Here is a 25,498-nt window from a genome sequence, read left to right on the forward strand (position 1 = left end):
TCCGATGTGAACGGTCACAAACCTCACGGATGAGGTAACCCGAGTGATCCAGACAGCGAGGTCGAAGTGAGCAACACGGCAGCCATGCCGGCGGTGTCCGCCCCCATCCTGGAGATGCGCGACATCTCGAAGGAGTTCCCGGGCGTCAAGGCGCTCTCGCACGTGAGCCTCACGGTGCAGGCGGGCGAGATCCACGCGATCTGCGGCGAGAACGGCGCCGGCAAGTCGACGCTCATGAAGGTGCTCTCGGGCGTGTACCCCTACGGGTCGTACACGGGCGACATCCTGCTGCGCGGCGAGGAGATGCGCTTCCGCGACATCCGCGCGAGCGAGTCGGCGGGCATCGTGATCATCCACCAGGAGCTGGCGCTCATCCCCGAGCTGTCCATCACCGAGAACATCTTCCTCGGCAACGAGGTGCGCGCGGGGCTCGCGATCGACTGGCGCGAGGCGCGCATGCGGGCCGTCGAGCTGCTCGCGCGCGTGGGCCTCGAGGAGGACCCCGACACGCAGATCAAGGCGCTCGGCGTCGGCAAGCAGCAGCTGGTCGAGATCGCCAAGGCGCTCAACAAGGACGTCAAGCTGCTGATCCTCGACGAGCCCACCGCGGCCCTCAACGAGGACGACTCCCAGCACCTGCTCGACCTGATCCTGGGCCTCAAGGGCCGCGGCATCGCGTCGATCATCATCAGCCACAAGCTCAACGAGATCGAGCAGATCGCGGACGAGATCACGATCATCCGCGACGGCCGCAAGGTCGAGACGCTCGACATCACGAAGGGCGAGATCAACGAGGACCGCATCATCCGCGGCATGGTCGGCCGCTCGCTCGAGAGCCGCTACCCCGACCGCGAGTCGCACCCCGGCGAGGTGTTCTTCGAAGTCCGCGACTGGGTCGTGCGTCACCCCACCGTCTCGGAGCGCTTCGTCGTGAAGGGCTCCAGCCTGCACGTCCGCCGCGGCGAGGTCGTCGGCATCGCCGGCCTGATGGGCGCGGGCCGCACCGAGCTCGCGATGAGCATCTTCGGCCGCTCGTACGGCGAGTACGTGTCGGGCACGATCGTCAAGGACGGCCAGGAGATCGAGCTGACCGACGTCTCCAGCGCGATCCGCCACGGGCTCGCCTACGTGAGCGAGGACCGCAAGGTGCTGGGCCTCAACCTGCTCGACACGATCAAGCGCTCGACGGTGTCGGCGAAGCTGTCGAAGATCGCCCAGCGCGGCGTGGTCGACGAGCGCCTCGAGCACCGCATCGCCGAGGAGTACCGCCAGGCCCTGCGGATCAAGACGCCGAGCGTCGACGTCGGCGTCTCCACCCTGTCGGGCGGAAACCAGCAGAAGGTCGTCCTCGCCAAGTGGATGTTCACGGACCCGGATCTGCTGATCCTCGACGAGCCCACGCGCGGCATCGACGTGGGCGCGAAGTACGAGATCTACCAGATCATCAACGACCTCGCGGCGGCGGGGAAGGGCGTGATCGTGATCTCGAGCGAGCTGCCCGAGCTGCTCGGCATCAGCGACCGGATCTACACCGTGTTCGAGGGGCGGATCACCGACTGCCTCGACGCGGCAGACGCGACCCCCGAGGCGCTGATGCGCAGCATGACCTCCCTGAGCCAGAAAGCGATCGCATGAGTAGCACCACCGAGACCGAGAACCGGGGCTTCCGGTTCAGCGACATCCGCACGATGTTCGGCGGCGGACAGTCCGTCACGCGCCAGTTCGGCATCCTCGGCGCGCTGATCGTCATCATCCTGCTGTTCCAGGTGCTCACGCTGATCTTCCGCGGCACCGGGCTCACGCTCTCGAGCGGCAACCTGATCAACGTCGTCAACCAGTACTCGTACATCCTGATCCTGGCGATCGGCATGGTGATGGTCATCATCATGGGCCACATCGACCTGTCGGTCGGATCCGTCGCGGCCTTCACGGGCATCATCGTCGCCAAGTCGATGGCCGACTGGAACCTGCCCTGGCCGCTCGCGATCCTGCTGGGCCTCGGCGTCGGCGTGCTCGTGGGAGCGTGGCAGGGCTTCTGGGTGGCGTATGTCGGGGTACCCGCGTTCATCGTGACGCTGGCGGGCATGCTGTTCTTCCGCGGCGCGAACCAGTGGATCGGCGACTCCCAGACCGTCGCGGTCCCGCGCGAGTTCGTCTACATCGGCGCCGGCTACCTGCCCGAGATCGCCGTGCCGCTGCCGTTCAACGTGCCGACCATGCTGCTGGCCCTGGCCGGCGTCGCCTGGATCGTCTTCAACGAGCTGCGTCTGCGCCGCATCCAGAACAAGATGGGCGCCGCCAAGGCGCCGCTGTGGGTCAGCATCCTGAAGATGCTGCTGCTGTCCGCCGTCATCCTGTGGGCCGGATGGATGTTCGCGACCGGTCGCGAGGGCACCAGCTTCCCCGTGTCGGGCATCATCCTGCTCGTCCTGGTGATCATGTACTCGTTCCTCACGAACAGCACGGTGTTCGGTCGCCACATCTACGCGGTCGGCGGCAACCGCCAGGCGGCGCGCCTGTCGGGCGTGAAGGACCGCTGGGTCGACTTCTTCGTGATGCTGAACATGTCGGTGCTGGCCTCGATCGCGGGCATGATCTACGTCGCCCGCGCCACGGCCTCGGGCCCGCAGGACGGCAACGGCTGGGAGCTCGACGCGATCGCCTCGGTGTTCATCGGCGGTGCGGCGGTCTCGGGCGGCATCGGCACCGTGATCGGCTCGATCATCGGTGGCCTCGTGATGGCGTTCCTCAACAACGGCCTGTCGCTGCTCGGCGTCGACGCCTCGCAGGTGTCGATGATCAAGGGCCTCGTGCTGCTGATCGCCGTCGGCATCGACGTGTGGAACAAGCAGCAGGGCCGCCCCTCGGTCATCGGGTTCCTGATGAACCGGCGCAAGGCCATCGCCGACTTCTCCGGCGACATCCCGACTCCCGCCGCAGCGGACGCGGCCGGAAAGAAAGAGACCGCGGCTCGCAGGTGAGTCGTGCTCTCGTCCCGATCACAGAAAGTGACACCAACCACATGAAGAAGATCGCTCTCACCGCCACCGCGGCCTTCGCGGTCCTGGCGCTCGGTCTCGCCGGCTGCTCCTCGGAGCGCGGCGGCGACACCGGAGGCGGCGCTGCCCCGGGTGAGTCCGAGGCTCCCGCCGGCTTCGAGGAAGGCGCCCGCATCGGCATCGCGCTTCCCGACAAGACCAGCGAGAACTGGGTGCTCGCGGGCGACCTGTTCACGCAGGGCCTCGAGGACGCCGGCTTCCAGGCGGACGTGCAGTACGCGCCCGCCAGCAACACGGTCGCCGAGCAGCAGAACCAGATCCAGGCCATGGTGACCTCGGGCGCGAAGGTCATCGTCATCGGCGCGAAGGACGGCAAGCAGCTCTCGACGCAGGTCGAGGCCGCCCGCGACGCCGGTGCGTACGTGATCGCGTACGACCGCCTGATCGAGAACACCGAGGCCGTCGACTACTACGTCGCATTCGACAACTTCAAGGTCGGCGAGCTGCAGGGTCAGGCGCTGCTGGACGGTCTCGAGGCGAACGCCGGCCACGACGCCCCGTACAACATCGAGCTCTTCTCGGGCTCGCCGGACGACGCGAACGCGGCCGTGTTCTTCGACGGCGCGATGAGCATCCTGCAGCCGAAGATCGACGACGGCACCCTGGTCGTCGGCTCGGGCCAGACCGAGATCGGCCAGACCGCCACGCAGGGCTGGCTCGCCGAGAACGCGCAGGAGCGCATGGACGGCATCCTGACGTCGACCTACGGCGACAAGGAGCTCGACGGCGTGCTGTCGCCCAACGACACGCTGGCGCGCGCGATCCTCACGTCGGTCGACCAGGCCGGCAAGAAGCAGCCGGTCGTGACCGGTCAGGACTCGGAGGCCGAGTCGGTGCGCTGGATCATGGAGGACCGTCAGTACTCCACGATCAACAAGGACACCACGCTCCTCGTCGAGCAGACGATCAAGATGATCGGTCAGCTCCAGGCGGGCGAGCAGGTCGACGTGAACGATGAGGAGCAGTACGACAACGGCGTCAAGGTCGTGCCGGCGTACCTGCTCGACCCGGTGATCGTGACCAAGGAGAACGCGGCCGAGGCGTACGCCAACGTGCCGAGCCTCCTGGAGATCGTCGAGTCCTACTGATCTGCAGTTCCTGCGAGGGCCGTCGGGTGTTCACCCGGCGGCCCTCGTCCCGTGTCCGGGGTCGCTTCTAGGGTCGAGGGCATGGGTTATGCGCCGGACTTCCTGCATGTCGACGTGCCGCTGCCGGGTCTCGAAGGGGAGGCGGCCCGCGCCGCCGAGCGCCTCGACTACACGCACTTCACGGTGCTGCTGGATCGGGACCGCCGGCTCGCGCGGCTGACGGCCGTCAACATCGACGGTGCCGCGCTCGTCGACGTGCCGCGCGGCGACGACTGGCGCCTGGATGGCCGGATCCCCGCCGAATGGCAGGCAGGGCCGGAGGTCTACGCCCGCAACGACCTCGATCGCGGTCACCTCGTGCGGCGTCGCGACCCCGTGTGGGGCGAGGACGCCCGCAAAGCGAACAGCGACACGTTCCACTACACGAACGCGGCGCCGCAGGCCTCGGGCTTCAACCAGTCGGAGGAGCTGTGGGTGGGGCTCGAGGACCACGTGCTCGCCTACGCCGAGGCGACCGACCAGCGCGTCTCGGTCTTCACCGCGCCGGTGCTCGGCGCCGAGGACCTGCCGTACCGGGGCATCCTGGTGCCGCTGCGGTTCTTCAAGATCGCCGCCTGGGTGCGCGGCGAGCAGTTGCGCGCGACGGGGTTCGTGCTCGACCAGTCGCCCGTCGTCGACGTGGACGAGATCGAGCAGGGGGCCATGGCGGAGGCGCCTGACCTGGGTCCGTTCCGGACGTTCCAGGTGCCGATCGCCGAGATCGCCGAGCTCACGGGTCTCGGCCTCGCGCAGCTCGTCGAGGCCGACGTGCTTCCCCGCACGGCGCGCGCGGAGCCGTGGCGCCGCCTCATGTCCGCGGACGACGTCCGCCTCTGAACGGCGCACCGGCGCCGCAGGTCCGCGTGCATCGCCGCCGCTCAGAACGGCGCGGGTTCGGCGACGACCAGGTCTAACACGGCGCCCGCGGGCATGACGTCCTCGAGCGCGACCACCGGCGCGATCACCTGGGCGAGTGCCTGAAAGCGAACGACGGGGGTGGCGGCATGCGTGTACGTGCGGCCGAGGGGAGAGATCCACTCGATGACTCCGTCCTCGCCCTGGTGCATCCTCCAGGGCGAATGGTGTTTGAGCATGTGGTGGGTCTCACACAGGTGAGCGAGATTCGTCACCGTGGTCCGCCCGCGTTCGGCGTGCGCGACGGTGTGATCGAGGTCGGACCGGCGTGCCGGTTGCCGGCACCCGGGGAACCGGCAGTGCTCGTCCCGCGCGACCAGGAATCGGCGCTGTGACGCCGTCGGGGTGTGGGTGTCCACGGTGCGAAGGCAGCCCGTGTCGGGGTCGGTGAACAGTCGGACCCACGTGGGTGCGCGCGTGGCGAGACGACGAGCCGCGTCGGGATCGATCGGGCCGTATCCGGCGAGGAGTGCGGAGTCGTCGCCGAGGCCGAGCAGCGTGTCGGCGGGGATCGAGACCTGGACGGCGGCGCGGATCGCATCCAGCCCGTCCCCGGAAGTGGGGGCGCCGGTGAGGATCAGGTCGGTGGCGACGTCCGCACGGATGTGATCCATCGTCCGCTCCTGTCCGTCCGCGGCGCGCTTGATGACCCGAGCCATCTGCGTGAGCCGATCGTGCGCCCCGAACACGAGCACCGCGGGGGCGACGATGCGGAGTTCTCCCATCCCGTCCTCGAGGGGTGTCAGCCACACGCCGCGGGCGTCCATCGCCCGTTCGTGCCGCGCGGTCAGCGGGAGCGGGTCGATCCTCTCGGCGAGGGCCTTCGCGATCGGTCGCAGCGCGGCTGCGGTCGTGTTCTCCGCCCGTGCCAGGACGATGCCCTCGTACTCGGTCCGGGCGCCCTCGTCGAGCCGGGCCCCCGCCGCCGTGATCACGCGGGCGTGCGCGTCGCTGACGCGCCCCTCGCCGAGGGCAGCGAACGTGGCGGGGAACTCGGACACGAGCGTGACGGCGTCGCACATCCGCACTCGCACCGTCGCATCCGGCACGCGTACGACGGACGCGACCTCAGCCGCCATCGACCGGAAGGCGAACTTGTGATCCGAGGTCGATCCGCTTCGCGCGGACTGAGCCTTCGCGATGCCCGCGAGCTCGGCGAGGATCAACGCCGACTCCGCCTGCAGGCGCGCCATCTGCCCCTGCACCTCTGCGTACGCCTCCACCAGCGCTGACGCACGCGAGTGCTCCTCGGTCGTGGGAACCCACGATCCGGAAGAGAATCCCTGCGTCGTCATGTCTGTGATTCTCCTCGGGGCCACCGACATTTCGAGCGCGAAGAACCGCAGATCATGGCATGGAAAAGCGTTTGTGGAGAGCACATCCCAAGCGGGCCCTGTGGACGAGAGATCCGCTCGTCGCACGGGGCCATCGTCACCGCTCACCCCCACCGGCGGTCGCCCAGCCGCGGTCCCATACCCTTGAGGGGATATGGCGCATCTTCTGGGGGCCGAGGCCCTGCACCTCGAGTACCCGACGAAGGTCGTCTTCGACTCCGTCTCGCTGGGCGTGAACGAGGGCGATCGGATCGGGATCGTCGGACGCAACGGCGACGGCAAGTCGAGCCTGCTGGCGATGCTCGCCGGGCGACGCGAGCCGGATGCCGGACGCGTCACGGTGCGGGGCGGCGTGCGGATCGGCGTGCTGGACCAGGCCGACACCCTGCCCGACGACGTGACGATCGGTCAGGCCGTGGTCGGCGACACCCCGAGCACGAGTGGGCGGGCGACCCGAGGGTGCGCGACGTGATCGCGGGGCTCCTCGGCGACCTGCCGTGGGACGCCCGACTGGGCACGCTCTCGGGCGGGCAGCGGCGCCGCGTCGCGCTCGCCGCCCTGCTCGCGGGGGACTGGGACGTCCTCGCCCTCGACGAGCCCACCAACCACCTCGACGTCGAGGCGATCTCGTGGCTCGCGGACCACCTCAAGCGGCGCTGGCCGGCGAACGCCGGCGGGCTGCTGACCGTCACGCACGACCGCTGGTTCCTCGACGAGGTCTGCACCGCCACGTGGGAGGTGCACGACCGCATCGTCGAGCCCTTCGAGGGCGGCTACGCGGCCTACATCCTGCAGCGCGTGGAGCGCGACCGTCAGGCCGCGGCGATCGAGCAGCGCCGTCAGAACCTCGCCCGCAAGGAGCTCGCGTGGCTGCGCCGCGGCGCCCCCGCGCGCACCTCGAAGCCGAAGTTCCGGATCGACGCCGCCAACCAGCTGATCGAGGACGTCCCGGAGATCCGCGACAAGACCGAGCTGCAGTCGCTCGCGGTCTCGCGGCTCGGCAAGGACGTCGTGGATCTGCTCGACGTATCCGTCTCCTACGGCGACAAGGAGGTGCTGCAGCGCGTCGAGTGGCGCCTCGCGCCGGGGGAGCGCACGGGCATCCTGGGCGTGAACGGCGCGGGCAAGTCGACCCTGCTGGGCCTCGTGGCCGGGAGCGTCGACCCGTCCTCCGGACGCGTCAAGCGCGGCAAGACCGTGAAGGTCGCCACGCTCACGCAGCGCCTCGACGAGCTCGATGAGCACCTCGACGAACCGGTACGCGTCGTGATCGGCCGTCTGCGCACGACGTACACGTTCGGGGCGGGATCCAAGGCGACGGAGCTGAGCCCCGGCCAGCTGCTCGAGCGCATGGGGTTCTCGAGCGCGCAGCTGTCGACGCCCGTCAAGGACCTCTCGGGCGGTCAGAAGCGCCGCCTGCAGCTGCTGCTGATCCTGCTCGATCAGCCGAACGTGCTGATCCTGGACGAGCCCACGAACGACCTCGACACCGACATGCTCGCGGCCATGGAGGACCTGCTGGACTCGTGGCCCGGCACGCTGATCGTGGTGTCGCACGACCGGTACTTCCTCGAGCGCGTCACGGATCAGCAGTACGCGATCCTCGGCCACCGCCTGCGCCACCTGCCCGGCGGCGTCGACGAGTACCTGAAGCTGCGGCAGCTCGAGCAGAACGCGCCCGCCGCGAAGGCGGCGTCGACGGCGGCTCCCGCCCCGAGCGGGCTGAGCGGCGCGGAGCTGCGGGCCGCGCAGAAGGAGGCCACGGCGCTCGAGCGCCGGATCGCGAAGCTCACCGACCAGGTGAACGCCGCGCGCACGGCCCTCGCCGACCACGACCAGTCGGACTACGCCGGCCTCTCCCGCGAGATGGCCGCGATCACCGCGCTCGAGACCGAGATCGGCGAGGCCGAGGAGCGGTGGTTCGAGCTCACCGAGGAGATCGGCTGAGCCTGATCGGCTGAGCCAGCCGACCCGAGACCGGCTGACCCGGATCGGCTGACCACGCGCGACGCGGGAGCGGAGCCCGTCAGCTCGCCGACCGCAGCACCTCGTTCTCCTCGACGACTCTGAGGGCGAGCGTCTTGTAGCCCGCGCTCTCGAAGAACACGGTCATGCGGTCGTCCTCGACCTCCATCACGGTGCCGGGACCCCACTCCTCGTGGTCGACGCGCTCGTCGACCTGCCAGCCGCGGTCCGGTGCCGCGGCCTCCTCGAACGCGGATCCGGCCGCGCAGGTGTCGCAGTTGCCGCAGGGCTCGTCGAGCGGCTGGCCGAAGTAGCCGAGAAGCACCTGCCGGCGGCACCGTCGTGTCTCGGCGTAGGAGCGCAGCATCTCGATGCGCGAGCGGTCGATGCGCTCACGCTCCTCGACGCGCTCGAGCGCCTGCTCGACCGCACGCTCGGCATCCACGCCGCCGCGCAGGCGGGCTCCGCGGCGGCCCAGCCGCGCCGTGGCGGTGTCGACGAGCAGCGTCAGCAGAGCCGTCACACGCCGCGCCGACAGGCCCGTCGCCTCGACGAGACGCGTCCGCGGCGTCTCGCTCTGCCCGAGCGCGGCGACCACCTTCGAGAGCTCGGCGCGCCCTGGTCGCTTCGTGGCGAAGTAGCGGCGCAGCGCGAGGTCCTCGGGGCGGTAGTGCAGCGTCGCGCGGGCCGGCTCGCCGTCGCGGCCGGCGCGGCCCATCTCCTGGTAGTACGCGTCCACGGACTCGGGCGCGTCGGCGTGCACGACGAAGCGCACGTCCTCCTTGTCGATCCCCATCCCGAACGCCGAGGTCGCGCACACGACGTCGAGCGAGCCGTCGAGGAACTCCCGGTGCACGCGATCGCGCTCCCGAGCGGGCAGCCCGCCGTGATACGCGGCCGCCCGCTTCCCGCGCGCGACCAGCTCCTCGGCGTAGCTCTCGGTCTCGCGCCGCGTGGCGACGTAGAGCAGCCCGGTGCCCTCGGCCTCGGCGACCTCGGCGAGGACGGCCGCGCGCTTCTCGCCGTCCTCGGCGTATCGGCGCACCGCGAGCTCGATGTTGGGCCGGTCGATGTCGCCGAGCAGGATGCGCGGATCGCGCAGGCCGAGGCGGGTGACGATCTCCTCGCGCACCGGCGTCGAGGCCGTGGCGGTGAGCGCGACGATCGGCGGGCGGCCCAGCCGCTCCGCCGCCGCGCCGATCAGCAGGTAGTCGGGACGGAAGTCGTGGCCCCACGACGCGATGCAGTGCGCCTCGTCCACGACGAGCATCGAGACCTCCAGCTCCGCGAGGGACTGCTGCACGTCCTCCTTCGCGAGCTGCTCGGGCGCGAGGAGCACGTACTCGGCCTCGCCGGAGCGCAGCCGCCGCCACGCGTCCTTCGTCCTGCGCGCACCGCCGGCCGAATGCAGCGCGACGGCCTCAGGCGCGTCCGGCGCCTGCCGCAGACCGGCGATCTGGTCCTCCTGCAGCGCGATCAGCGGCGACACCACGACCGTGATGCCCTCCCGCAGCTGCGCCGCGACCTGGTACACCGCCGACTTGCCGTATCCCGTCGCGAGGACCGCGAGCACGTCCTGCCCGCTCACCGCCGCCTGAATGGCCTCGAGCTGGGCGGGCCGCAGGTGCTCCCAGCCGAAGGTCGTGCGGGCCACCTGCTGGATCTCGTCTTGCTTCACCGGACCACTTCACCCTGCCCGGCCGGATCCCTCAACGGGCTTGCGCGAAGCGCGGTGCGTCGGCGATCCTGCCGTCGCCGGCTCAGGCGCCGGGCACCGTGTCGAAGCCGAGGCTGAGGCGACGCAGGAGCGTCGCCAGGCGATCGCGCTCGGTTGTGCTGAGGCGGTCGAGCAGTTCGGCCTCGGCATCCATCAGGCGCGTGATCGCGGCGTCGACGCGCACCCGGCCGTCGTCCGTGAGCGTGACGAGCACGCTGCGCCCGTCGCCAGGATCCGCCTCGCGCCGCACGAAGCGCCGGCCGACGAGCCGGTCGATCCGGTTCGTCATGGTGCCGCTCGAGACGAGCGTCTGCTGCAGCAGCTGCTTCGGGCTGAGCTGATACGGATCTCCCGCGCGGCGCAGCGCGGACAGCACGTCCCACTCCCAGGGCTCGATGTCGGTGCGGCGGAACGCGTCGCGGCGCGCGCGGTCGAGGTGGCGCGAGAGCCGGTCGACGCGCGAGAGCACCTCCATGGGCGAGAAGTCGAGGTCGGGGCGCTGCTGCGCCCACGCGCCGACGATGCGGTCGACCTCGTCCGTCTCGGATGCCATCCGGTCATTATGCCGCGACCTTCGCGTGCCGTTCACCGCCGCCGCGTCCCGGAGCGTGAGGCGTGGGCCGCGCCCGCGCGGCACCGGCGCCGCGCCCGATCCGCGCGACGAGGGCGCGTCCGTCCCGCGGATGCGCGAGTGGCAGACTTGACTCGCGGTTCCGTGCATCCGGACGGGCCGCGGTCCGCCATGGTGTAACGGCAGCACGACAGCCTTTGGAGCTGTGAGGACCAGGTTCGAATCCTGGTGGCGGAGCATGACCGAGAACACCGATCTGGCCATCGTCATCCTCGCCGCGGGGCAGGGCACGCGGATGCGCTCGAAGCTGCCCAAGGTGCTGCACCCGATCGGCGGCCGCACGCTGCTGGGCCACGTGCTGCACACCGCGCAGCAGCTGCCCGCCTCGATGGTGCGGGTCGTCGTGCGTCACGAGCGCGACCGCATCGTGCAGGCGCTCGAGGACATCCCGGGCGTCGACGTGGTCGACCAGGACGAGATCCCCGGCACGGGTCGTGCCGTGCAGCTCGCGGTGGAGGCGCTGCCCGCTGAGTTCGACGGCGACGTGCTCGTGCTCTCGGGCGACGTGCCGCTGCTCGAGACCGATACGCTCGGCGCGCTGCTCGAGGCGCATCGCGCGGCCGCGGCCGAGGCGACGCTGCTGAGCGCGAAGCTGGACGACCCCACGGGCTACGGCCGCGTGATCCGCGACGCGGACGGATCGGTCGCCCGCATCGTGGAGCAGAAGGACGCGAGCGAGGCCGAGGCCGCGGTCGCCGAGATCAACGCCGGCGTCTACGTCTTCCGCGCCGCGTCGCTGCGCGAGAGCCTCGCACGCGTGGGCACCGCCAACGCCCAGGGCGAGATGTACCTGACCGACGTCGTGCGCCTGCTGCGCGAGGCCGGTCGCCAGGTCGCGGCGCAGGCCGCGTCCGACGCCCGCATCGCGCTCGGCGTGAACGACCGCGTGCAGCTGGCGGAGGCCGCCGCCATCCTGAACGCCCGGATCGTGCGACGCTGGCAGCGCGAGGGCGTCACGATCCAGGATCCGGCGACGACGTGGATCGACGACACCGCAACCCTCGCGCAGGACGTCACGATCCTGCCGAACACCCACATCGTGGGAGCCACGACGATCGCCGAGGGCGCGACCATCGGCCCCGACACGTCGCTCATCGACTGCGAGGTGGGGGAGGGCGCGACGGTGCGCCGCGCGGATGCGACGCTCGCGGTGATCGGCGCGGGCGCGAGCGTGGGGCCCTTCGCCTATCTGCGCGCGGGCGCCGAGCTCGCGGCGGGCGCGAAGGTCGGCACCTACGTCGAGGTCAAGAACTCCCAGATCGGCGCGGGATCGAAGGTGCCGCACCTGTCGTACGTGGGCGACACCACGATCGGCCGGGGCGTCAACCTCGGTGCCGGGGCCATCACCGCGAACTACGACGACATCGCCAAGCACCGCACCGAGATCGGCGACGAGGTGCACACCGGGTCTCATAACGTCTTCGTGGCGCCGGTTAGGATTGAGGCCGGCGCGAAGACCGGAGCCGGGGCCGTGATCCGCAAGGACGTCCCCGCCGGAGCTCTCGCCCTGAGTGTCGCCCCTCAGCGCAACATCGAGGGGTGGGTGGACAAGAACCGAGCGGGCACCGCAGCGGCCGCTGCCGCGGAGCGCGCCCGAAGCGCAGAGAAGGCGGCCGATGGCGCGCAAGAGCAGGACGACCACTGACGACGAGCGACAGCGGGGCATCGCCCCCGGGATCGTCGCGAAGACAAAGAAGCGCCTCGTCGTGGTGGCCGGGGGCTCGCACCCGGAGCTCGCGCACGCGATCGCCGAGCAGCTCGGCATCGAGGTCGCCCCGACCGAGCGTCGCACCTTCGCCTCGGGCGAGATCTACACCCGCTTCGAGACCTCGATGCGCGGCGCCGACGTCTTCCTCATCCAGACGTTCGGCAGCCCCGTCAACGAGTGGATCATGGAGATGCTCATCATGCTCGACGCGCTCAAGCGCGCGTCGGCCAAGCGCATCACGGTGGTCGCGCCGTACTACCCGTACTCGCGCCAGGACAAGAAGGGCCGGGGCCGCGAGCCGATCTCGGCCCGACTCGTGACGGATCTCATCGCGACCGCGGGCGCCGACCGCATCATGAGCGTCGACCTGCACGCCGCGCAGATCCAGGGCTTCTTCAACGGTCCCGTCGACCACCTGTTCGCCAAGCCGATCCTCGCCCGCTACTTCGCGGACTCGCTGCAGGGCGAGGACCGCGAGACGCTGACGGTGGTCTCGCCCGACATGGGCCGAGTGCGCGTGGCCGACACGTGGGCCGAGGAGTTCGGGGCGCCGCTCGCGATCATCCACAAGCGCCGCGATCCCAAGGTGGCGAACCAGGTCACGGTGCACGAGATCGTCGGCGAGGTCAGCGGCCGCACCTGTCTGCTGGTCGACGACATGATCGACACGGGCGGCACGATCGTGAAGGCCGCGCAGGCGCTCAAGGCGAACGGCGCCCGCAAGGTGATCGTCGCGGCCACGCACGCGATCTTCAGCGACCCCGCGGCCCAGCGCCTGCAGGACGCGTCGATCGACGAGGTCGTCGTCACGGACACGGTGCCTCTCGCGCAGGAGCGTCGCTTCGACAAGCTCACGGTCCTCTCCGCCGCGCCGCTGCTCGCGCGCGCGATCAAGGAGGTCTTCGACGACGGATCCGTCACGAGCATGTTCGACGGGGCGGCGTAAGCCATAGGAACCCCATAGGGTCCGTTCATCCCGCCCCGAAGCGACCCGGTTAGGTTTGCCTCACAGCCGCGACGCGCGGCACCGACGACAGGGGACCGACATGAACCGATCCGTACGCACCGGCGCCGCGCTCACGGGAGTGGCGGCTATCGTCGCGCTCGCCGGCTGTGGAGCCGTGACCGTCGGCGGCTCCGCCGACGAGGACGCCGCGAGCGACACGAGCGCGCCCGACACGAGCACGTCCGAGAGCGACGCCGGCACGTCGGGGTCCTCCGAGACGGACGCGGCCGGCTACACGGACGGCACCTACACCGCCGACGGCACGTATCAGACGCCCGAGACGGTCGAGTCGGTCACCGTCACGGTGACGCTGGAGGACGACGTCGTCACGGACGTCGAGGTGACGGGCGACCCGCAGGCGCGGGAGAGCGAGCAGTACCAGGGGCAGTTCATCGACGGGATCGCCGACGAGGTCGTGGGCGTCGCGCTCGACGACCTCTCGGTCGACCGCGTCGCGGGCTCGTCGCTCACGAGCGGCGGCTTCAACCAGGCAATCGAGCAGATCAAGCTCGACGCGGCGGCCTGACGTGGCAGCCGAGTGGCGTTTCGACGCCATCGGCACCAGCTGGCGCGTCGACACACCGCAGCCGCTGCCCGCGCCCGTGCGTGCGCGGGTCGGGCGGGAGATCGAGTCGTTCGACGCGGCCTGGTCGCGGTTCCGGCCCGATTCGCTCGTCACCCGCCTCGCGGCGGACGGGGGAGAGGCGGACGCTCCGCTCGACGCGGTCGACATGCTCGGCGCCTATGCAGAGCTGGATCGCGCGACGGGCGGCGCGATCAACCCGCTGATCGGCGGCTCCCTCGAGCGGCTCGGGTACGACGCGTCGTACTCGCTCCGCCCGGGGACCCGGTCGCGGCGCCCGGCGACTGGCGGTCGCGGCTGTCCTGGGACGGCGGCACGCTGCGGCTCCGGGGTCCGGCGACGATCGACGTCGGAGCGCTCGGCAAGGGCCGCCTGGTGGACCTGGTCGCGGCGCTCGTCCCCGGCGAGGTCGTGGTGGACGCCAGCGGCGACCTGGCGGTGCGGGGCATGCCCCAGCGCGTGGCGCTGGAGCATCCGTACGACCCCCGGCGCGCCATCGGGGTCGTGACGGTCACGGACGGTGCCCTGTGCGCATCGGCGGCGAACCGGCGCACGTGGGGCGACGGACTGCACCACGTGCTCGACGCCCGCACCGGGCTGCCCGTGCGCACGGTCGCGGCGACCTGGGCGCTCGCCGATTCGGCGATGATCGCCGACGCGGCGGCCACGGCGCTGTTCTTCGAGGGCGGGCCGGAGTTCGCCCACGCGCACGACGTGCACTGGGTGCGGATGCTGACCGACGGCCGCGCGGAGTGGTCGCTGGGATCTCGCATCGAACGAGGAGAAGCGGAGCTGTTCACATGATCGGACGCCTCACGGCGGTGTACCAGCGCGGCATGCGGCAGCTGGGCAGGCTCTCGATGTACCGCCTCGTGCTGCTCGCGCTCGCGGCGCTCGCCGTCATCGCCCTCGCGCTGTCGCTGTTCGGCCTCGTGCTGCCGACGCCGCTCGAGCTGCTCGCGACGGCCGCCGTGCTGATCGCCGTCGGCTCGGTGGTCGACGCGATCGCGCACCGCATCCTGCGTGTCGTCTGGCGTCCCGAGTCCACGCTCATCACGGCGGGCATCCTGCTGTTCGTGGTCCGCCCCGGGCTCGACGTGGCGACCGTGACGGGGGCGGCGATCGCCGCGGCCGCCGCGTCGCTGTCGAAGTACCTCATCGCCTGGCGGGGACGGCACGTCCTGAATCCGGCGGCGGCCGGAGCGACCGTCGCGACGCTCGTCGGGCTCGGCGGCTCGTCCTGGTGGGTCGGCACGCCCGCGCTGTTCGCGCCGCTGCTGGTCGTGAGCGTGCTCGTGCTCTGGCGCACGGAGAAGCTGCGCGTGGTGGCGCTGTTCTTCGCGGTCGCGGTCGTGGTCGGTGCCACCCGGACGATCGTGCAGCTCTACGCGAGCGGCGCCGCGCTGCCGCTGGAGACCCTGCTGCAGAACGTGCTCGTGCAGTCGCCGTATCTGTTCCTCGGTGCGTTCATGCTGTCCGAGCCGCTGACGATGCCGCCCCGGCGGTGGCAGCAGTACCTCGTCGCGGTCGTGGTGGGCGTGCTCGCGGGCTGGCCGATCTCGCTCGGCATCATCACGCTCGGCCAGGAGCGCGCGCTGCTCATCGGCAACCTCATCGCCTTCGCGTTCGCGGCGCGCGGCGCCGTGCGGCTCACGCTCGAGCGGCGCACCGCACTCACCCCGACCGTGCAGGAGCTGACGTTCACGGCGAAGCGCCCTGTCCGCTTCGCTCCTGGGCAGTACCTCGAGCTCGATGTGCCGCACCGCCGTCCCGACGCGCGAGGAACCCGGCGCGAGTTCTCGATCTCGTCCGCGCCCGAGGACCTGCCGACGATCCGGATCGCCTTCCGCGAGAGCCGCACGGGCGCGGCATCGAGCTACAAGAGGGCGCTCGCGGCGGCCGAGGCCGGCGCGGTGTTCGCCGTCACGGGCGTGTGGGGCGACTTCACGCTGCCGCGTCCGGAGCGGGCGCCCGTGCTGCTCGTCGCGGCCGGGATCGGCGTGACGCCGTTCGTCTCGCAGCTGCGCCACGACCGGCTCGCGGGCGAGCGCCGGGACGTGATGCTGGCGTACGTCGCGTCGGCCGCGCATGAGCTCGCATATCGCGACGAACTCGAGGCGTCGGGTGTGCGCACCGTCGTGTACACGCCCGACGAGCCCCGGGACCTGCCCACGCACTGGACCTGGGCGGGCGGCGAGCGTCTCACCGCCGACGGGCTCCTGCGCGCGGTGCCCGACCTGGCGAAGCGCCACACCTACGTCTCGGGCCCGCCGGCCCTCATCGCGGGCCTCGCGCCTGCACTGAGCAGGGCGAAGGGCCTGACGACCGACGCGTTCGCCGGCTATTGAGGGAACGCCGGGCGCCGGGCCGCCGAGCCCGGCGCCCCGGCGGGGCGTCAGGCGCCCGTCCACGCCACCTCGACATCGAGCACCCACGTCACGCCGAAGCGGTCGCGCAGCATGCCGTACAGCGGCGCCCAGCCGGACGGCGCGAGGTCCGCGATGATCGTCGCGCCCTCGGCGAGCGCCGACCAGGAGCGGCGGATCTCGTCGGGATCGGCGCCGCGCACCGAGACGAACACCGGGATGACGCCGGGCTCGTACGCCGTGTGGGCGGGCACGTCGTAGGCCATGATGCGGAAGCCGTCCGCGGATGCGACCTGACCCCACATGAGCTGGTCGGCCTCTGCCGGGTCGCTGACCGCCTGGGCGTCGGCGTACGTGACGGCCGCGAGGTCGCCGCCGAAGACGGAGCGGTAGAACTCCAGGGCCTGGCGTGCGTCGCCGCGGAAGTTGAGGTGGGTGGTTGTCTGGATCGCCATGATCCGCTCCTTCGATCGACACCCGCCGCTCTGACGGGACGGCCCCACTCTCGCGGGGGTGGAGGTCAGTTCCTGTCCGCCACCTGACATACGCTCGCGACATGGCGCGAACGTCCCGGCTGCTGCTTCTGCTCTCGCTCCTGCAGGCCCGGCGCGACTGGCCGGGCGGCGAGCTCGCGGCGCGCCTGGGGATCGCCCCTCGTACGCTCCGCCGCGACATCGAGCGTCTGCGCGAGATGGGCTACCGCATCGAGGCCGCCATGGGGCCGTACGGCGGCTACCGGCTCGCCGCCGGATCCGAGCTGCCGCCGCTGCTGTTCGACGACGACCAGGCCGTCGCGATCGGCCTCGCGCTGCGCACCGCGGCGGGCTCCGGCGCGGACATCGCGGAGGCGTCCTCGCGGGCGCTGACGACGGTGCGGCAGGTCATGCCGGATCGGCTCCGTCGACGCGTCGACGGCATCGGGTTCACCCCCGTCCCCGACTCGACCGTCGAGCCCGCCGCACCCGTGCGGCCCGAGACGCTCGCCCTCCTGACGGAGGCCGTGCGGCGGCGCCAGATCGTGCGCCTCGACGAGGATCACGCGAACGAAGAGCACGCGCGCCGCCCACCACGTCGCGTGCAGCCGCACGCTCTCGTCACGTGGCGCTCCCGCTGGTATCTGCTGGCGTGGGACGAGCGCAGCGACGATTGGCGCGTGTTCCGGGCCGACCGGATGCGGCCGCGCTCGTCGCTCGGGCCCGGGTTCACCCGCCGCCGGGTGCCGGGCGACGATCCCGCCGCGTTCGTCTCGGCGCGCTTCCGCGGATCAGACTCGGGCGACGCATGGCCCTGCATCGGCACGGTCACGCTCGCCCTCGCCGCGCGCGACGTGGCGCCGTTCGCCGGCGACGGCACCGTGCTCGACCTCGGCGACGGGCGGTGCCGCCTGCGGTCGGGGTCGTGGTCGTGGGCAGCGCTCGCCGCGGCCCTGGGGCGCTTCGACGCGCCGATCGCCGACGTGGAGCCCCGCGAGCTCGCGGAGGCCTTCGCCGTGCAGGCCGCGCGCTTCGCCGAGGCGGCGGCGGGCCCGTCCTGATCAGGCCGGGTCTACCGGCTTGGCGGGCAGGTTCACCTCGAACGTCGTGTCCCCGGGGGAGCTGGTCACCGAGATCGTGCCGTGGTGGGCCTCGACGATCGCCTTGACGATCGCGAGGCCGAGCCCCGTGCCGCCCGTGGCGCGGGCGCGCGAACGGTCGCCCCGCGCGAATCGCGTGAAGAGCTCGGCCTGCAGCGCCGGATCGATGCCGGGACCGTCGTCGTGCACGCGCAGCACGCCGCGCGTGCCGCTGCCGGACCCCTCGTGGCGCACGGACACGGTCACGGTGGTGCCCGCCGGCGTGTGCGTACGCGCGTTCGCGAGCAGGTTCACGATGACCTGGTTGAGTCGGGCCGCGTCGCCCGCGACGATCACGGGCTCCTCGGCCACGTCGAGCCGCCAGGTGTGATCCGGGCCGGTGACGCGCTGATCCGCGACCGACTCGAGCGCCACCTGCGTGAGGTCGACGGCGCCGTACACGAGCTCCTGACCCTCGTCCAGGCGGGCGAGCAGCAGCAGATCCTCGACGAGCCCCGTCATCCGGATCGACTGCGCCTGGATGCGCTCGAGCGACTGTCCCGTCGTCTCGCTCAGCGACGGATCCCGCAGGGAGAGCTCGGAGTATCCGCGGATCGAGGCGAGCGGCGTCCGCAGCTCGTGGCTGGCGTCGGCCACGAACGTGCGCATGCGCTCCTCGTTGCGCTGGCGGGCGTGCAGCGAGGCGTCGACGTGGTCGAGCAGCGTGTTGAGCGCCGCGCCGACCTGTCCGATCTCGTTGCCGGGGTCGGACTGGTCGGCGGGCACGCGCTCCTCGATGGAGACGACACCCTGATCCAGCGGCTGCCGCGCCACGCGCTGCGCCGTCTCGGCGACGGCCCGCAGCGGCTTCAGGCCCCGACGGATCACGAGCGTGATCGCGGCGCCCAGCACGAACAGCCCCGCGGCGGTCGTGAACGTGATGGTCGTCAGCAGCTGGCCGACCGTCGACCGTACCTCCGTGTTCGACATCCCCATGGCCGAGAAGCCGCCGGGGATCTGGTTGACCTGCACGCGGAAGTCGCCGAGGCCGTCCACCGAGAGCGTCAGGGTCTGCTCGCCGCTGCGGTCGATCTTGAGGCTCTCGAGCTGCCCGTCCGACAGTCGCTGCACCTCGAAGTGCCCGTCCAGGTAGGCGCCGCTCTGCGCGCCGCCCGTCGTCTCGAGGATCAGGATGGTGCCGGGAGCCACCGGATTCTGCGACAGCACGGCGGCCGCGTCTCCGCTCGCGCCGGTCTCCATCACCCAGCGCTCGGACTCGAACACCATGCTGCGCACGGCCTGCGACAGGCGCTCCTCGAGCACGTTCGTCAGCACGACGCTCGTGACGGCCCCCACCACGACGAAGATGAGGGACACGAAGCCGAACACGGTGAGCATCAGCCGCGCCTGGAACGACAGCTGGCGCTTCGCCGCGCCGGTCCCGGCGATCACTGAGGTGCCTTGATCATGTACCCCACGCCGCGCACCGTGTGGATGAGGGGCTCCCGGCCCGCGTCGATCTTCTTGCGCAGGTACGAGATGTACAGCTCCACCACGCTCGAGCGGCCGCCGAAGTCGTAGCTCCAGACGCGGTCGAGGATCTGCGCCTTCGACACGACCTTGCGCTCGTTGCGCATCAGGAAGCGCAGCAGCTCGAACTCCGTGGCGGTCAGCTCGATCTCGGCGCCGCCGCGCTCGACCTCGTGGCTGTCCTCGTTCAGGCTGAGGTCGCCCACCCGCAGGATGGGCTCGTCCTCGGCCGCGTGCGCCGTCCCCGAGCGGCGCATGAGCGCCCGCAGACGCGCGACGACCTCCTCGAGGCTGAACGGCTTCGTGACGTAGTCGTCGCCGCCCGCCGTGAGGCCGGCGACGCGGTCGGACACGGCGTCCTTCGCGGTGAGGAACAGGACGGGCACGTCGTCGCCGGCCTGCCGCAGCCGCTGCAGCACGGACATGCCGTCGAGGTCGGGCATCATGATGTCGAGCACGAGCGAGTCGGGCTTGAACTCCTTCGCCGTCGCGAGCGCCTCGAAGCCGCTCGCCGCGGTGCGCACCTCCCAGCCCTCCATCTTCAGCGCCATGGACAGCAGATCCGTCAGCATCTGCTCGTCGTCGACGACGAGCACGCGCACGGGGTTGCCGTCTGCGCGCGTGAGGGCGGGGGCGTGGGGGGTTGTCATGGTGACAATTCTGCGGCCGAACCTATGAGGTTTCTATGGCGGGGGCTATGCGCGGGATGTGAACTGCGCGCGTCGATCGGACCGCTTTCGACGGCTGGTCTGTTGCGATGTCGGCAGCGGCGGGTACGTTGCGCGCATGGCTGACGACGATTTCACTGCCGCACTCGGCACTGTGATCCGCCCCGGCGATCCCGACTGGGACGTCGCGCGCCGATTCCACTCGGGAATCGGCGAGCCCGCGCTCATCGCGCGGGCCTCCTCGACCGATGACGTCCGAGCCGCCGTGGGCTTCGCCGCGGCGGAGGGCCTCCCCGTGATGGTGCGCGGCGGTGGACACAGCGCGTGGGGCACGGTCCCCGGTGGACTCACGCTCGATCTGTCGGCGCTCGCCGACGTCTCCGTCGACGGCACGCGCGTGCGCGTCGGCGGCGGCGCGCAGTGGGGCGCCGTGGCGCGCACGCTGGCCGCACACGGCCTCGGCATCAGCTCGGGCGACACGGCCTCCGTCGGCGTAGGCGGGCTCACGCTCGGCGGCGGCATCGGGCTGATGGTGCGCGCGTGGGGGCTGGCCTGCGATCAGCTCGTGGGCGTCCAGCTCGTCACCGCCGACGCCCGGATCGTCGAGGCGACGGACGAGACGGAGCCCGAGCTGATGTGGGCGCTGCGCGGCGGCGGCGGCAACTTCGGCGTCGTGACGCGCTTCGATTTCGAGGCGCACCCGCTCGAGGGCGTCGTGGCCGTCGAGCTCGGCGTCGAGGGCGACCCGCGCGCCGTGATCCGCGCGATGCGCGACGTCATGGCCCGCGCGCCGCGCGAACTGACCCTGACGTACATGGACGTGCCGCCGATGGACCCGAGCGCACCCGCCGGCGCCTCGATCTCGGGCGTGTGGGCGGGCGCGGACGAGGCGCGCGCCCGGGAGGCGCTCGCGTCGCTGCTCGCGGCGCCGGGCGTCGTCGAGCGGTCGCTCGGCGCTCGCCCGTACCCGGAGGTGCTGCTGGAGGCGCCCGAGTTCGACCCCGAGAGCCCCATGCCCGGGTTCGTGGGCGGCAACACCCTGCTGCGCGAGCTGGATGACGACGCGGTCGAGCACCTCGCGTCGTTCCGCGAGGCGAACCCCGCGTCGATCCTCTTCCTGCGCTCACTCGGCGGCGCGTTCGCGGACGTCGCGCAGGACGCGTCGGCCTTTCCCGGCCGGGACGCCACGTGGTTCGCGATGGCGGCGGCGTTCGATATGCCCGGCGTGCTGAGCGAGGAGGCCCGCAGACGCGCGCTGTCGGAGTGGAACGCGATCGAGGCGCTGGGGTCGGGGGTGTACGGCAACTTCACGACGTCGACGGACCCGGGCTGGGCGACGCGGATGTACCCCGCGGTGACCATGGCGCGGCTCGGCGCCGTCAAACGCCGCTGGGATCCGGCCAACGTCTTCTCGCGGAACCACAACGTGCTCCCCGCGTGAGCGCGCCATAGGAATCTCCTAACCGGCCCTGGCGGTTCCCATGAGCTGAGTTCCTAGCGTCTCCCCGGACGGCCCGACGCGTGGCCGAGAAGGAGACCCATGTACTGGACCTATCTGCGGCGCGAACTCGCGGGCCGCAAGAAGCAGACGGCGATCGTGGCAGCCGGCCTCGCGATCGCGATCGCCCTGGTGATCATCGTGAACGCGCTCGCCGCCGGCGTGCGCGATGCGCAGGCGGCGGCGCTCGAAACCGTATACGGCGTCGGCACCGACCTCACGGTGACCGGCGCTCAGGCAGAGCCCGGCGAGGGTGGCGGTCGCCCGTCGTTCCAGTTCGGCGAGGACGGCGGCACCGAGAACGACGACGGCTCGACCACCCTGAGCCAGTCGCAGCTGATGACCGACTTCCGCCGGGGCACGCTCGAATCCTCGGTCGTCGACACGGTCGCGGGCCTCGACGGCGTCTCGGCGGCGTCCGGCGCGCTGAGCCTGACGAACACGACCTTCGACGGCGAGCTCCCGGCCGCGCCGAGCGACGCGACGGACGGTGAGACGGCGGACGGCGACGCGGCCGAGGGCGGGATGCCCCAGGGCGGTGCGCCGCAGGGTGGCGGAGGCTTCGGCGGCGGCGAGTTCGGCGTCGACTCGTTCACCGTGCTGGGCATCGAGTCGTCGGACGCGGCGGTCGGCCCGCTGTCCGCCGTGGAGCTCGTCGACGGCCGTCTGCTCACGGCGGACGACGCCGGTCAGGACGTCGTCGTGCTCGACGAGACGTACGCCGCGAGCAGCGAGCTCTCGGTGGGCGGCACGCTCGACGTGGGCGGCACCGAGATGGAGATCGTGGGCGTCGTCGCGTCGGCGTCGTCCGAGGCGGACACCGCCGCCAACGCGTACCTCCCCCTCGACGTCGCGCAGGACATCTCGGGCGCGGGCGATGTCGTCTCGACCGTGTACGTGCAGGCCGTCTCGTCCGACCGGATCGCCGCCGTGCAGACGGCGCTCGAGGAGACGCTGCCGGATGCGACGGTCAGCTCGCAGTTGGACCTCGCCTCGACCGTCTCCGGATCGCTGTCGAGCGCGTCGGCCCTCATCGCCAACCTCGGCACGTGGCTGTCGGTCATCGTGCTCGCCGTGGCCGTGGTGCTCGCCGTGCTGTTCACGATCTCGGGTGTCTCGCGCCGCACGCGGGAGTTCGGCACGCTCAAGGCCATCGGCTGGTCGAACCGCCGCGTGGTCGGGCAGGTCGCGGGCGAGTCGGTCGTGCAGGGGCTCGTCGGCGGCGCGCTCGGCGTCGCGCTGGGCCTCGCGGGCGTGCTCGCGATCAACCTCATCCACCCCACGATCTCGAGCACCGCGAGCGCGGCCCCGGCCGGTGGACCCGGCGGCGGCATGGCCGGCCCCGGAGGCGGCGGCCCCGGCGCGATGGGCCAGGCCGCGCAGAGCGCCACGGACATCGCGCTCAGCGCTCCCGTCTCGCTCACGGTCCTCGCCGCCGCCGTCGGACTGGCGATCCTCGCCGGTCTCGTGGCGGGCGCCTTCGGCGGCTGGCGTGCCTCGCGGCTCAGCCCGGCCGAGGCGCTGCGATCCGTGGCATGACCCCCGACGACAGGAGACAGAAAATGACGACAGCACTCACAGAGCCCGCCTACCGGATCGCGGGCGTCACGAAGACCTACGACCAGAAGGGCCGGCAGGTCACGGCGCTGACCGGCGTCGACATCGACATCGCTCACGGCGACTTCGTGACGATCCAGGGGCCGACGGGAGGCGGGAAGTCGACGTTCCTGCAGATCCTCGGCGCGCTCGACCGGCCCACGTCGGGGGAGGTGCTGCTGAGCGGAAGCGACATCGCCCGGGCATCCCACGCCGAGCTCGGCCGCCTGCGCGCCCACGAGATCGGCTTCGTGTTCCAGGGCTTCAACCTGATCCCGACGCTCACGGCCGCCGAGAACGTCGATATGGGCCTCGAGCCGTTGGGGCTGGCGCGGGACGAGCGCGCGAGGCGGGTCACGGAGGCGCTGGCGCACGTCGGCCTGGCCGAGCGGGGCGATCACCGGCCGGGGGAGCTGTCGGGAGGCCAGCAGCAGCGCGTGGCGATCGCGCGGGCGATCGCGAAGCGTCCGAAGGTGCTGCTCGCGGACGAGCCGACCGGGAACCTCGACGAGAGCATGCGCGACGAGATCCTGCAGGTGCTGCAGACGCTCAATGACGAGGGGCTCACGCTCGTCGTCGTGACGCACGACTCCGCCGTCGCGCGGCGGGCGAAGCGCCGCCTGCGGCTCGCGAAGGGCGTCGTCACCGAGATCGACTGACGCGGGAGATCACGCGAGGCCGCACCCGGGTACGGGTGCGGCCTCGCGGTCGTTCCGGCTTCAGCGGCCCGTCGGCCGCCGAGGATCGGTCCTCAGTGCGTGTCCTCGGCCTCGATCTCCGAGCGGTCTCCCGACCACAGCGTGTGGAAGGTGCCCGGCTTGTCGATGCGCTTGTAGGTGTGGGCGCCGAAGAAGTCGCGCTGGCCCTGCACCAGGGCGGCCGGCAGGCGCTCGGCGCGGATGCCGTCGTAGTAGGCGAGCGACGACGAGAACGCCGGCGACGGGATGCCCGCCTGCGTGGCGGCGATCACGACGCGGCGCCACGCGGCCTGGCCGCGCGTGAGGGCGTCGGCGAAGTACGGTGCGGCCATCAGCAGCGGCAGCTCGGGGGTCTCGGCGTAGGCGTCCGCGATCCGGTTGAGGAACTGCGCGCGGATGATGCAGCCGGCGCGCCAGATCTTCGAGATCGCGCCGAGGTCGATGTTCCAGCCGTACTCGGCGGCGCCCGCGCGGATCTCGTCGAAGCCCTGCGAGTAGGCGACGATCTTCGAGGCGAACAGCGCCTGGCGCACGTCCTCGACGAAGGCGTCGACATCGGCGACCTCGAACGTCTCGCCCGGGCCGGGGAGCGTTGCCGCGGCCTCGCGCTGCTCGGGGTGCGAGGACAGGGAGCGCGCGAACGTGGCCTCGGCGATGCCCGACACGGGCACGCCCAGCGACAGCGCGGTCTGCACGGTCCAGGCGCCGGTGCCCTTGGCGCCGGCCTGGTCGAGGATGACGTCGACGAGCGGCTTGCCGGTGGACGCGTCCATCTGGCGCAGCACCTCGGCCGTGATCTCGATCAGGTACGACTCGAGCTCGCCGGTGTTCCACTCGGCGAAGATGTCCGCGATCTCGGCGGGCGACTTGCCCGTGCCGCGACGGATCAGGTCGTAGGCCTCGGCGATGAGCTGCATGTCGGCGTACTCGATGCCGTTGTGCACCATCTTGACGAAGTGGCCGGCGCCGTCCGTGCCGACGTGCGTCACGCACGGCTCGCCCTCGGCGACCGCGGCGATCGAGCGCAGGATCGGACCGAGCGTGACCCACGACTCCTCGGGGCCGCCGGGCATGATCGACGGGCCGTTGAGGGCGCCCTCCTCGCCGCCCGAGATGCCGGCGCCGACGAAGTTGATGCCGGTCTCGCGCACGGCCTTCTCGCGGCGGATCGTGTCGGTGAAGAGCGCGTTGCCGCCGTCGACGATGATGTCGCCCGGCTCGAAGACCTCGGTGAGCGCCTGGATGACCGCATCGGTGGGGCCACCGGCCTTGACCATGATGATGGCCGTGCGCGGCTTGGCCAGCGACGCGGCGAACTCCTCGTACGAGTAGGCCGGGACGAACTCGGCCTCGGGGTGCTCGGTCAGCAGCTGGTCGGTCTTCTCGCGGCTGCGGTTGAACACGACGACCGTGTTCCCCTCGCGGCTGGCGAGGTTGCGGGCCAGGTTCGAGCCCATCACGGCGAGGCCCACGACCCCGATGTTGGCGACGGCGACATCGCTGGTGGAGCGGGAAAGGGTGGAAGCGTCGGTCACGCGATCTCCT

Annotated in this window: 20 protein-coding genes, 1 tRNA gene and 2 pseudogenes; 16 read left to right on the forward strand and 7 right to left on the reverse strand. The window is 71.5% G+C overall.

Annotation, left to right across the window (positions count from 1 at the left end; genetic code table 11):
• Window positions 1-84: 84 nt before the first annotated feature.
• From mmsA to BJP60_RS04805, 4 genes are all read left to right on the forward strand, one after another.
• Window positions 85-1,635, forward strand: coding sequence for a multiple monosaccharide ABC transporter ATP-binding protein (gene mmsA / locus BJP60_RS04790; protein ID WP_269467748.1), 1,551 nt, complete (start codon window positions 85-87; stop codon window positions 1,633-1,635).
• Window positions 1,632-2,981 (forward strand): multiple monosaccharide ABC transporter permease, encoded by a 1,350-nt coding sequence (mmsB, locus tag BJP60_RS04795; RefSeq protein ID WP_203137910.1) that lies wholly within the window; start codon window positions 1,632-1,634, stop codon window positions 2,979-2,981. Before mmsA ends, mmsB begins: the two co-directional genes overlap by 4 nt.
• A gap of 41 nt (window positions 2,982-3,022) precedes the next feature.
• Window positions 3,023-4,147: a substrate-binding domain-containing protein gene (locus BJP60_RS04800; RefSeq protein ID WP_203137911.1), complete on the forward strand. Its 1,125-nt coding sequence runs from the start codon at window positions 3,023-3,025 to the stop codon at window positions 4,145-4,147.
• 81 nt (window positions 4,148-4,228) lie between these two features.
• Window positions 4,229-5,023, forward strand: coding sequence for a DNA/RNA non-specific endonuclease (locus BJP60_RS04805; RefSeq protein ID WP_203137912.1), 795 nt, complete (start codon window positions 4,229-4,231; stop codon window positions 5,021-5,023).
• Between the two features lie 41 nt (window positions 5,024-5,064).
• Here BJP60_RS04805 and BJP60_RS04810 read toward each other — a convergent pair whose 3' ends face one another.
• On the reverse strand, window positions 5,065-6,396 hold the full coding sequence (locus BJP60_RS04810) for an HNH endonuclease signature motif containing protein (RefSeq protein ID WP_203137914.1): 1,332 nt from the start codon (window positions 6,394-6,396) through the stop codon (window positions 5,065-5,067).
• A gap of 193 nt (window positions 6,397-6,589) precedes the next feature.
• Here BJP60_RS04810 and BJP60_RS04815 point away from each other — a divergent pair.
• A pseudogene (locus BJP60_RS04815) lies at window positions 6,590-8,382 on the forward strand (ABC-F family ATP-binding cassette domain-containing protein).
• 79 nt (window positions 8,383-8,461) lie between these two features.
• Here the strand turns inward: BJP60_RS04815 and BJP60_RS04820 are convergent.
• Both BJP60_RS04820 and BJP60_RS04825 read right to left on the reverse strand, forming a co-directional pair.
• On the reverse strand, window positions 8,462-10,078 hold the full coding sequence (locus tag BJP60_RS04820) for a RecQ family ATP-dependent DNA helicase (RefSeq protein WP_203137916.1): 1,617 nt from the start codon (window positions 10,076-10,078) through the stop codon (window positions 8,462-8,464).
• An 82-nt stretch (window positions 10,079-10,160) separates the two neighbouring features.
• Complete coding sequence (locus BJP60_RS04825) at window positions 10,161-10,670, reverse strand: MarR family winged helix-turn-helix transcriptional regulator (protein ID WP_203137918.1); 510 nt, start codon at window positions 10,668-10,670, stop codon at window positions 10,161-10,163.
• 183 nt (window positions 10,671-10,853) lie between these two features.
• Between BJP60_RS04825 and BJP60_RS04830 the strand changes: the two genes are divergently transcribed.
• The 7 genes and pseudogenes from BJP60_RS04830 to BJP60_RS04855 all read left to right on the forward strand — a co-directional run bounded on the left by BJP60_RS04830 (window position 10,854) and on the right by BJP60_RS04855 (window position 16,393).
• A tRNA-Gln gene (locus BJP60_RS04830) sits at window positions 10,854-10,925 on the forward strand.
• A 1-nt stretch (window position 10,926) separates the two neighbouring features.
• A complete protein-coding gene (glmU, locus tag BJP60_RS04835) occupies window positions 10,927-12,393 on the forward strand; it encodes a bifunctional UDP-N-acetylglucosamine diphosphorylase/glucosamine-1-phosphate N-acetyltransferase GlmU (protein ID WP_203137919.1) in 1,467 nt (488 codons plus the stop codon).
• Entirely contained in the window at window positions 12,365-13,402 is a 1,038-nt protein-coding gene (locus BJP60_RS04840; RefSeq protein ID WP_203137921.1) for a ribose-phosphate diphosphokinase, read from the forward strand. The genes glmU and BJP60_RS04840 overlap by 29 nt, the downstream gene beginning before the upstream one ends.
• Before the next feature lie 100 nt (window positions 13,403-13,502).
• Complete coding sequence (locus BJP60_RS04845) at window positions 13,503-13,988, forward strand: FMN-binding protein (RefSeq protein WP_203137922.1); 486 nt, start codon at window positions 13,503-13,505, stop codon at window positions 13,986-13,988.
• A gap of 76 nt (window positions 13,989-14,064) precedes the next feature.
• Window positions 14,065-14,220: pseudogene (locus BJP60_RS15490) on the forward strand (FAD:protein FMN transferase); the annotation flags it as partial.
• A gap of 167 nt (window positions 14,221-14,387) precedes the next feature.
• The gene (locus tag BJP60_RS15495; protein ID WP_336244373.1) at window positions 14,388-14,849 is read left to right on the forward strand and encodes an FAD:protein FMN transferase; all 462 of its coding nucleotides are present in this window, start codon (window positions 14,388-14,390) and stop codon (window positions 14,847-14,849) included.
• Complete coding sequence (locus tag BJP60_RS04855) at window positions 14,846-16,393, forward strand: FAD-dependent oxidoreductase (protein ID WP_203137923.1); 1,548 nt, start codon at window positions 14,846-14,848, stop codon at window positions 16,391-16,393. The genes BJP60_RS15495 and BJP60_RS04855 overlap by 4 nt, the downstream gene beginning before the upstream one ends.
• Window positions 16,394-16,440: 47 nt before the next feature.
• Here the strand turns inward: BJP60_RS04855 and BJP60_RS04860 are convergent, their stop codons facing one another.
• Window positions 16,441-16,866 carry a VOC family protein gene (locus BJP60_RS04860; protein WP_203137924.1) on the reverse strand — a complete coding sequence of 142 codons (426 nt, stop codon included), beginning with the start codon at window positions 16,864-16,866 and terminating at the stop codon, window positions 16,441-16,443.
• A 101-nt stretch (window positions 16,867-16,967) separates the two neighbouring features.
• Between BJP60_RS04860 and BJP60_RS04865 the strand changes: the two genes are divergently transcribed.
• Entirely contained in the window at window positions 16,968-17,945 is a 978-nt protein-coding gene (locus BJP60_RS04865) for a helix-turn-helix transcriptional regulator (protein ID WP_203137925.1), read from the forward strand.
• On the opposite strand, the gene BJP60_RS04870 is transcribed toward BJP60_RS04865, so the two are convergent.
• Entirely contained in the window at window positions 17,946-19,415 is a 1,470-nt protein-coding gene (locus BJP60_RS04870; protein WP_336244362.1) for a sensor histidine kinase, read from the reverse strand.
• Window positions 19,412-20,143, reverse strand: coding sequence for a response regulator transcription factor (locus BJP60_RS04875; protein WP_203137926.1), 732 nt, complete (start codon window positions 20,141-20,143; stop codon window positions 19,412-19,414). The genes BJP60_RS04870 and BJP60_RS04875 overlap by 4 nt, the downstream gene beginning before the upstream one ends.
• 136 nt (window positions 20,144-20,279) lie before the next feature.
• On the opposite strand from BJP60_RS04875, the gene BJP60_RS04880 reads away from it, so the two are divergent.
• From BJP60_RS04880 to BJP60_RS04890, 3 genes are all read left to right on the forward strand, one after another.
• Complete coding sequence (locus BJP60_RS04880; protein WP_203137927.1) at window positions 20,280-21,602, forward strand: FAD-binding oxidoreductase; 1,323 nt, start codon at window positions 20,280-20,282, stop codon at window positions 21,600-21,602.
• Window positions 21,603-21,701: 99 nt separating this feature from the next.
• On the forward strand, window positions 21,702-23,198 hold the full coding sequence (locus tag BJP60_RS04885) for an ABC transporter permease (protein WP_203137929.1): 1,497 nt from the start codon (window positions 21,702-21,704) through the stop codon (window positions 23,196-23,198).
• A 23-nt stretch (window positions 23,199-23,221) separates the two neighbouring features.
• Window positions 23,222-23,914 (forward strand): ABC transporter ATP-binding protein, encoded by a 693-nt coding sequence (locus BJP60_RS04890; protein ID WP_203137930.1) that lies wholly within the window; start codon window positions 23,222-23,224, stop codon window positions 23,912-23,914.
• A gap of 92 nt (window positions 23,915-24,006) precedes the next feature.
• Here BJP60_RS04890 and gndA read toward each other — a convergent pair whose 3' ends face one another.
• Complete coding sequence (gene gndA, locus BJP60_RS04895) at window positions 24,007-25,488, reverse strand: NADP-dependent phosphogluconate dehydrogenase (protein ID WP_203137931.1); 1,482 nt, start codon at window positions 25,486-25,488, stop codon at window positions 24,007-24,009.
• Window positions 25,489-25,498 lie beyond the last annotated feature (10 nt).

Origin of the sequence: Microbacterium sp. JZ31, from assembly GCF_016805985.1 — a bacterium.
In the GTDB taxonomy this organism is placed as follows: Bacteria; Actinomycetota; Actinomycetes; order Actinomycetales; family Microbacteriaceae; genus Microbacterium.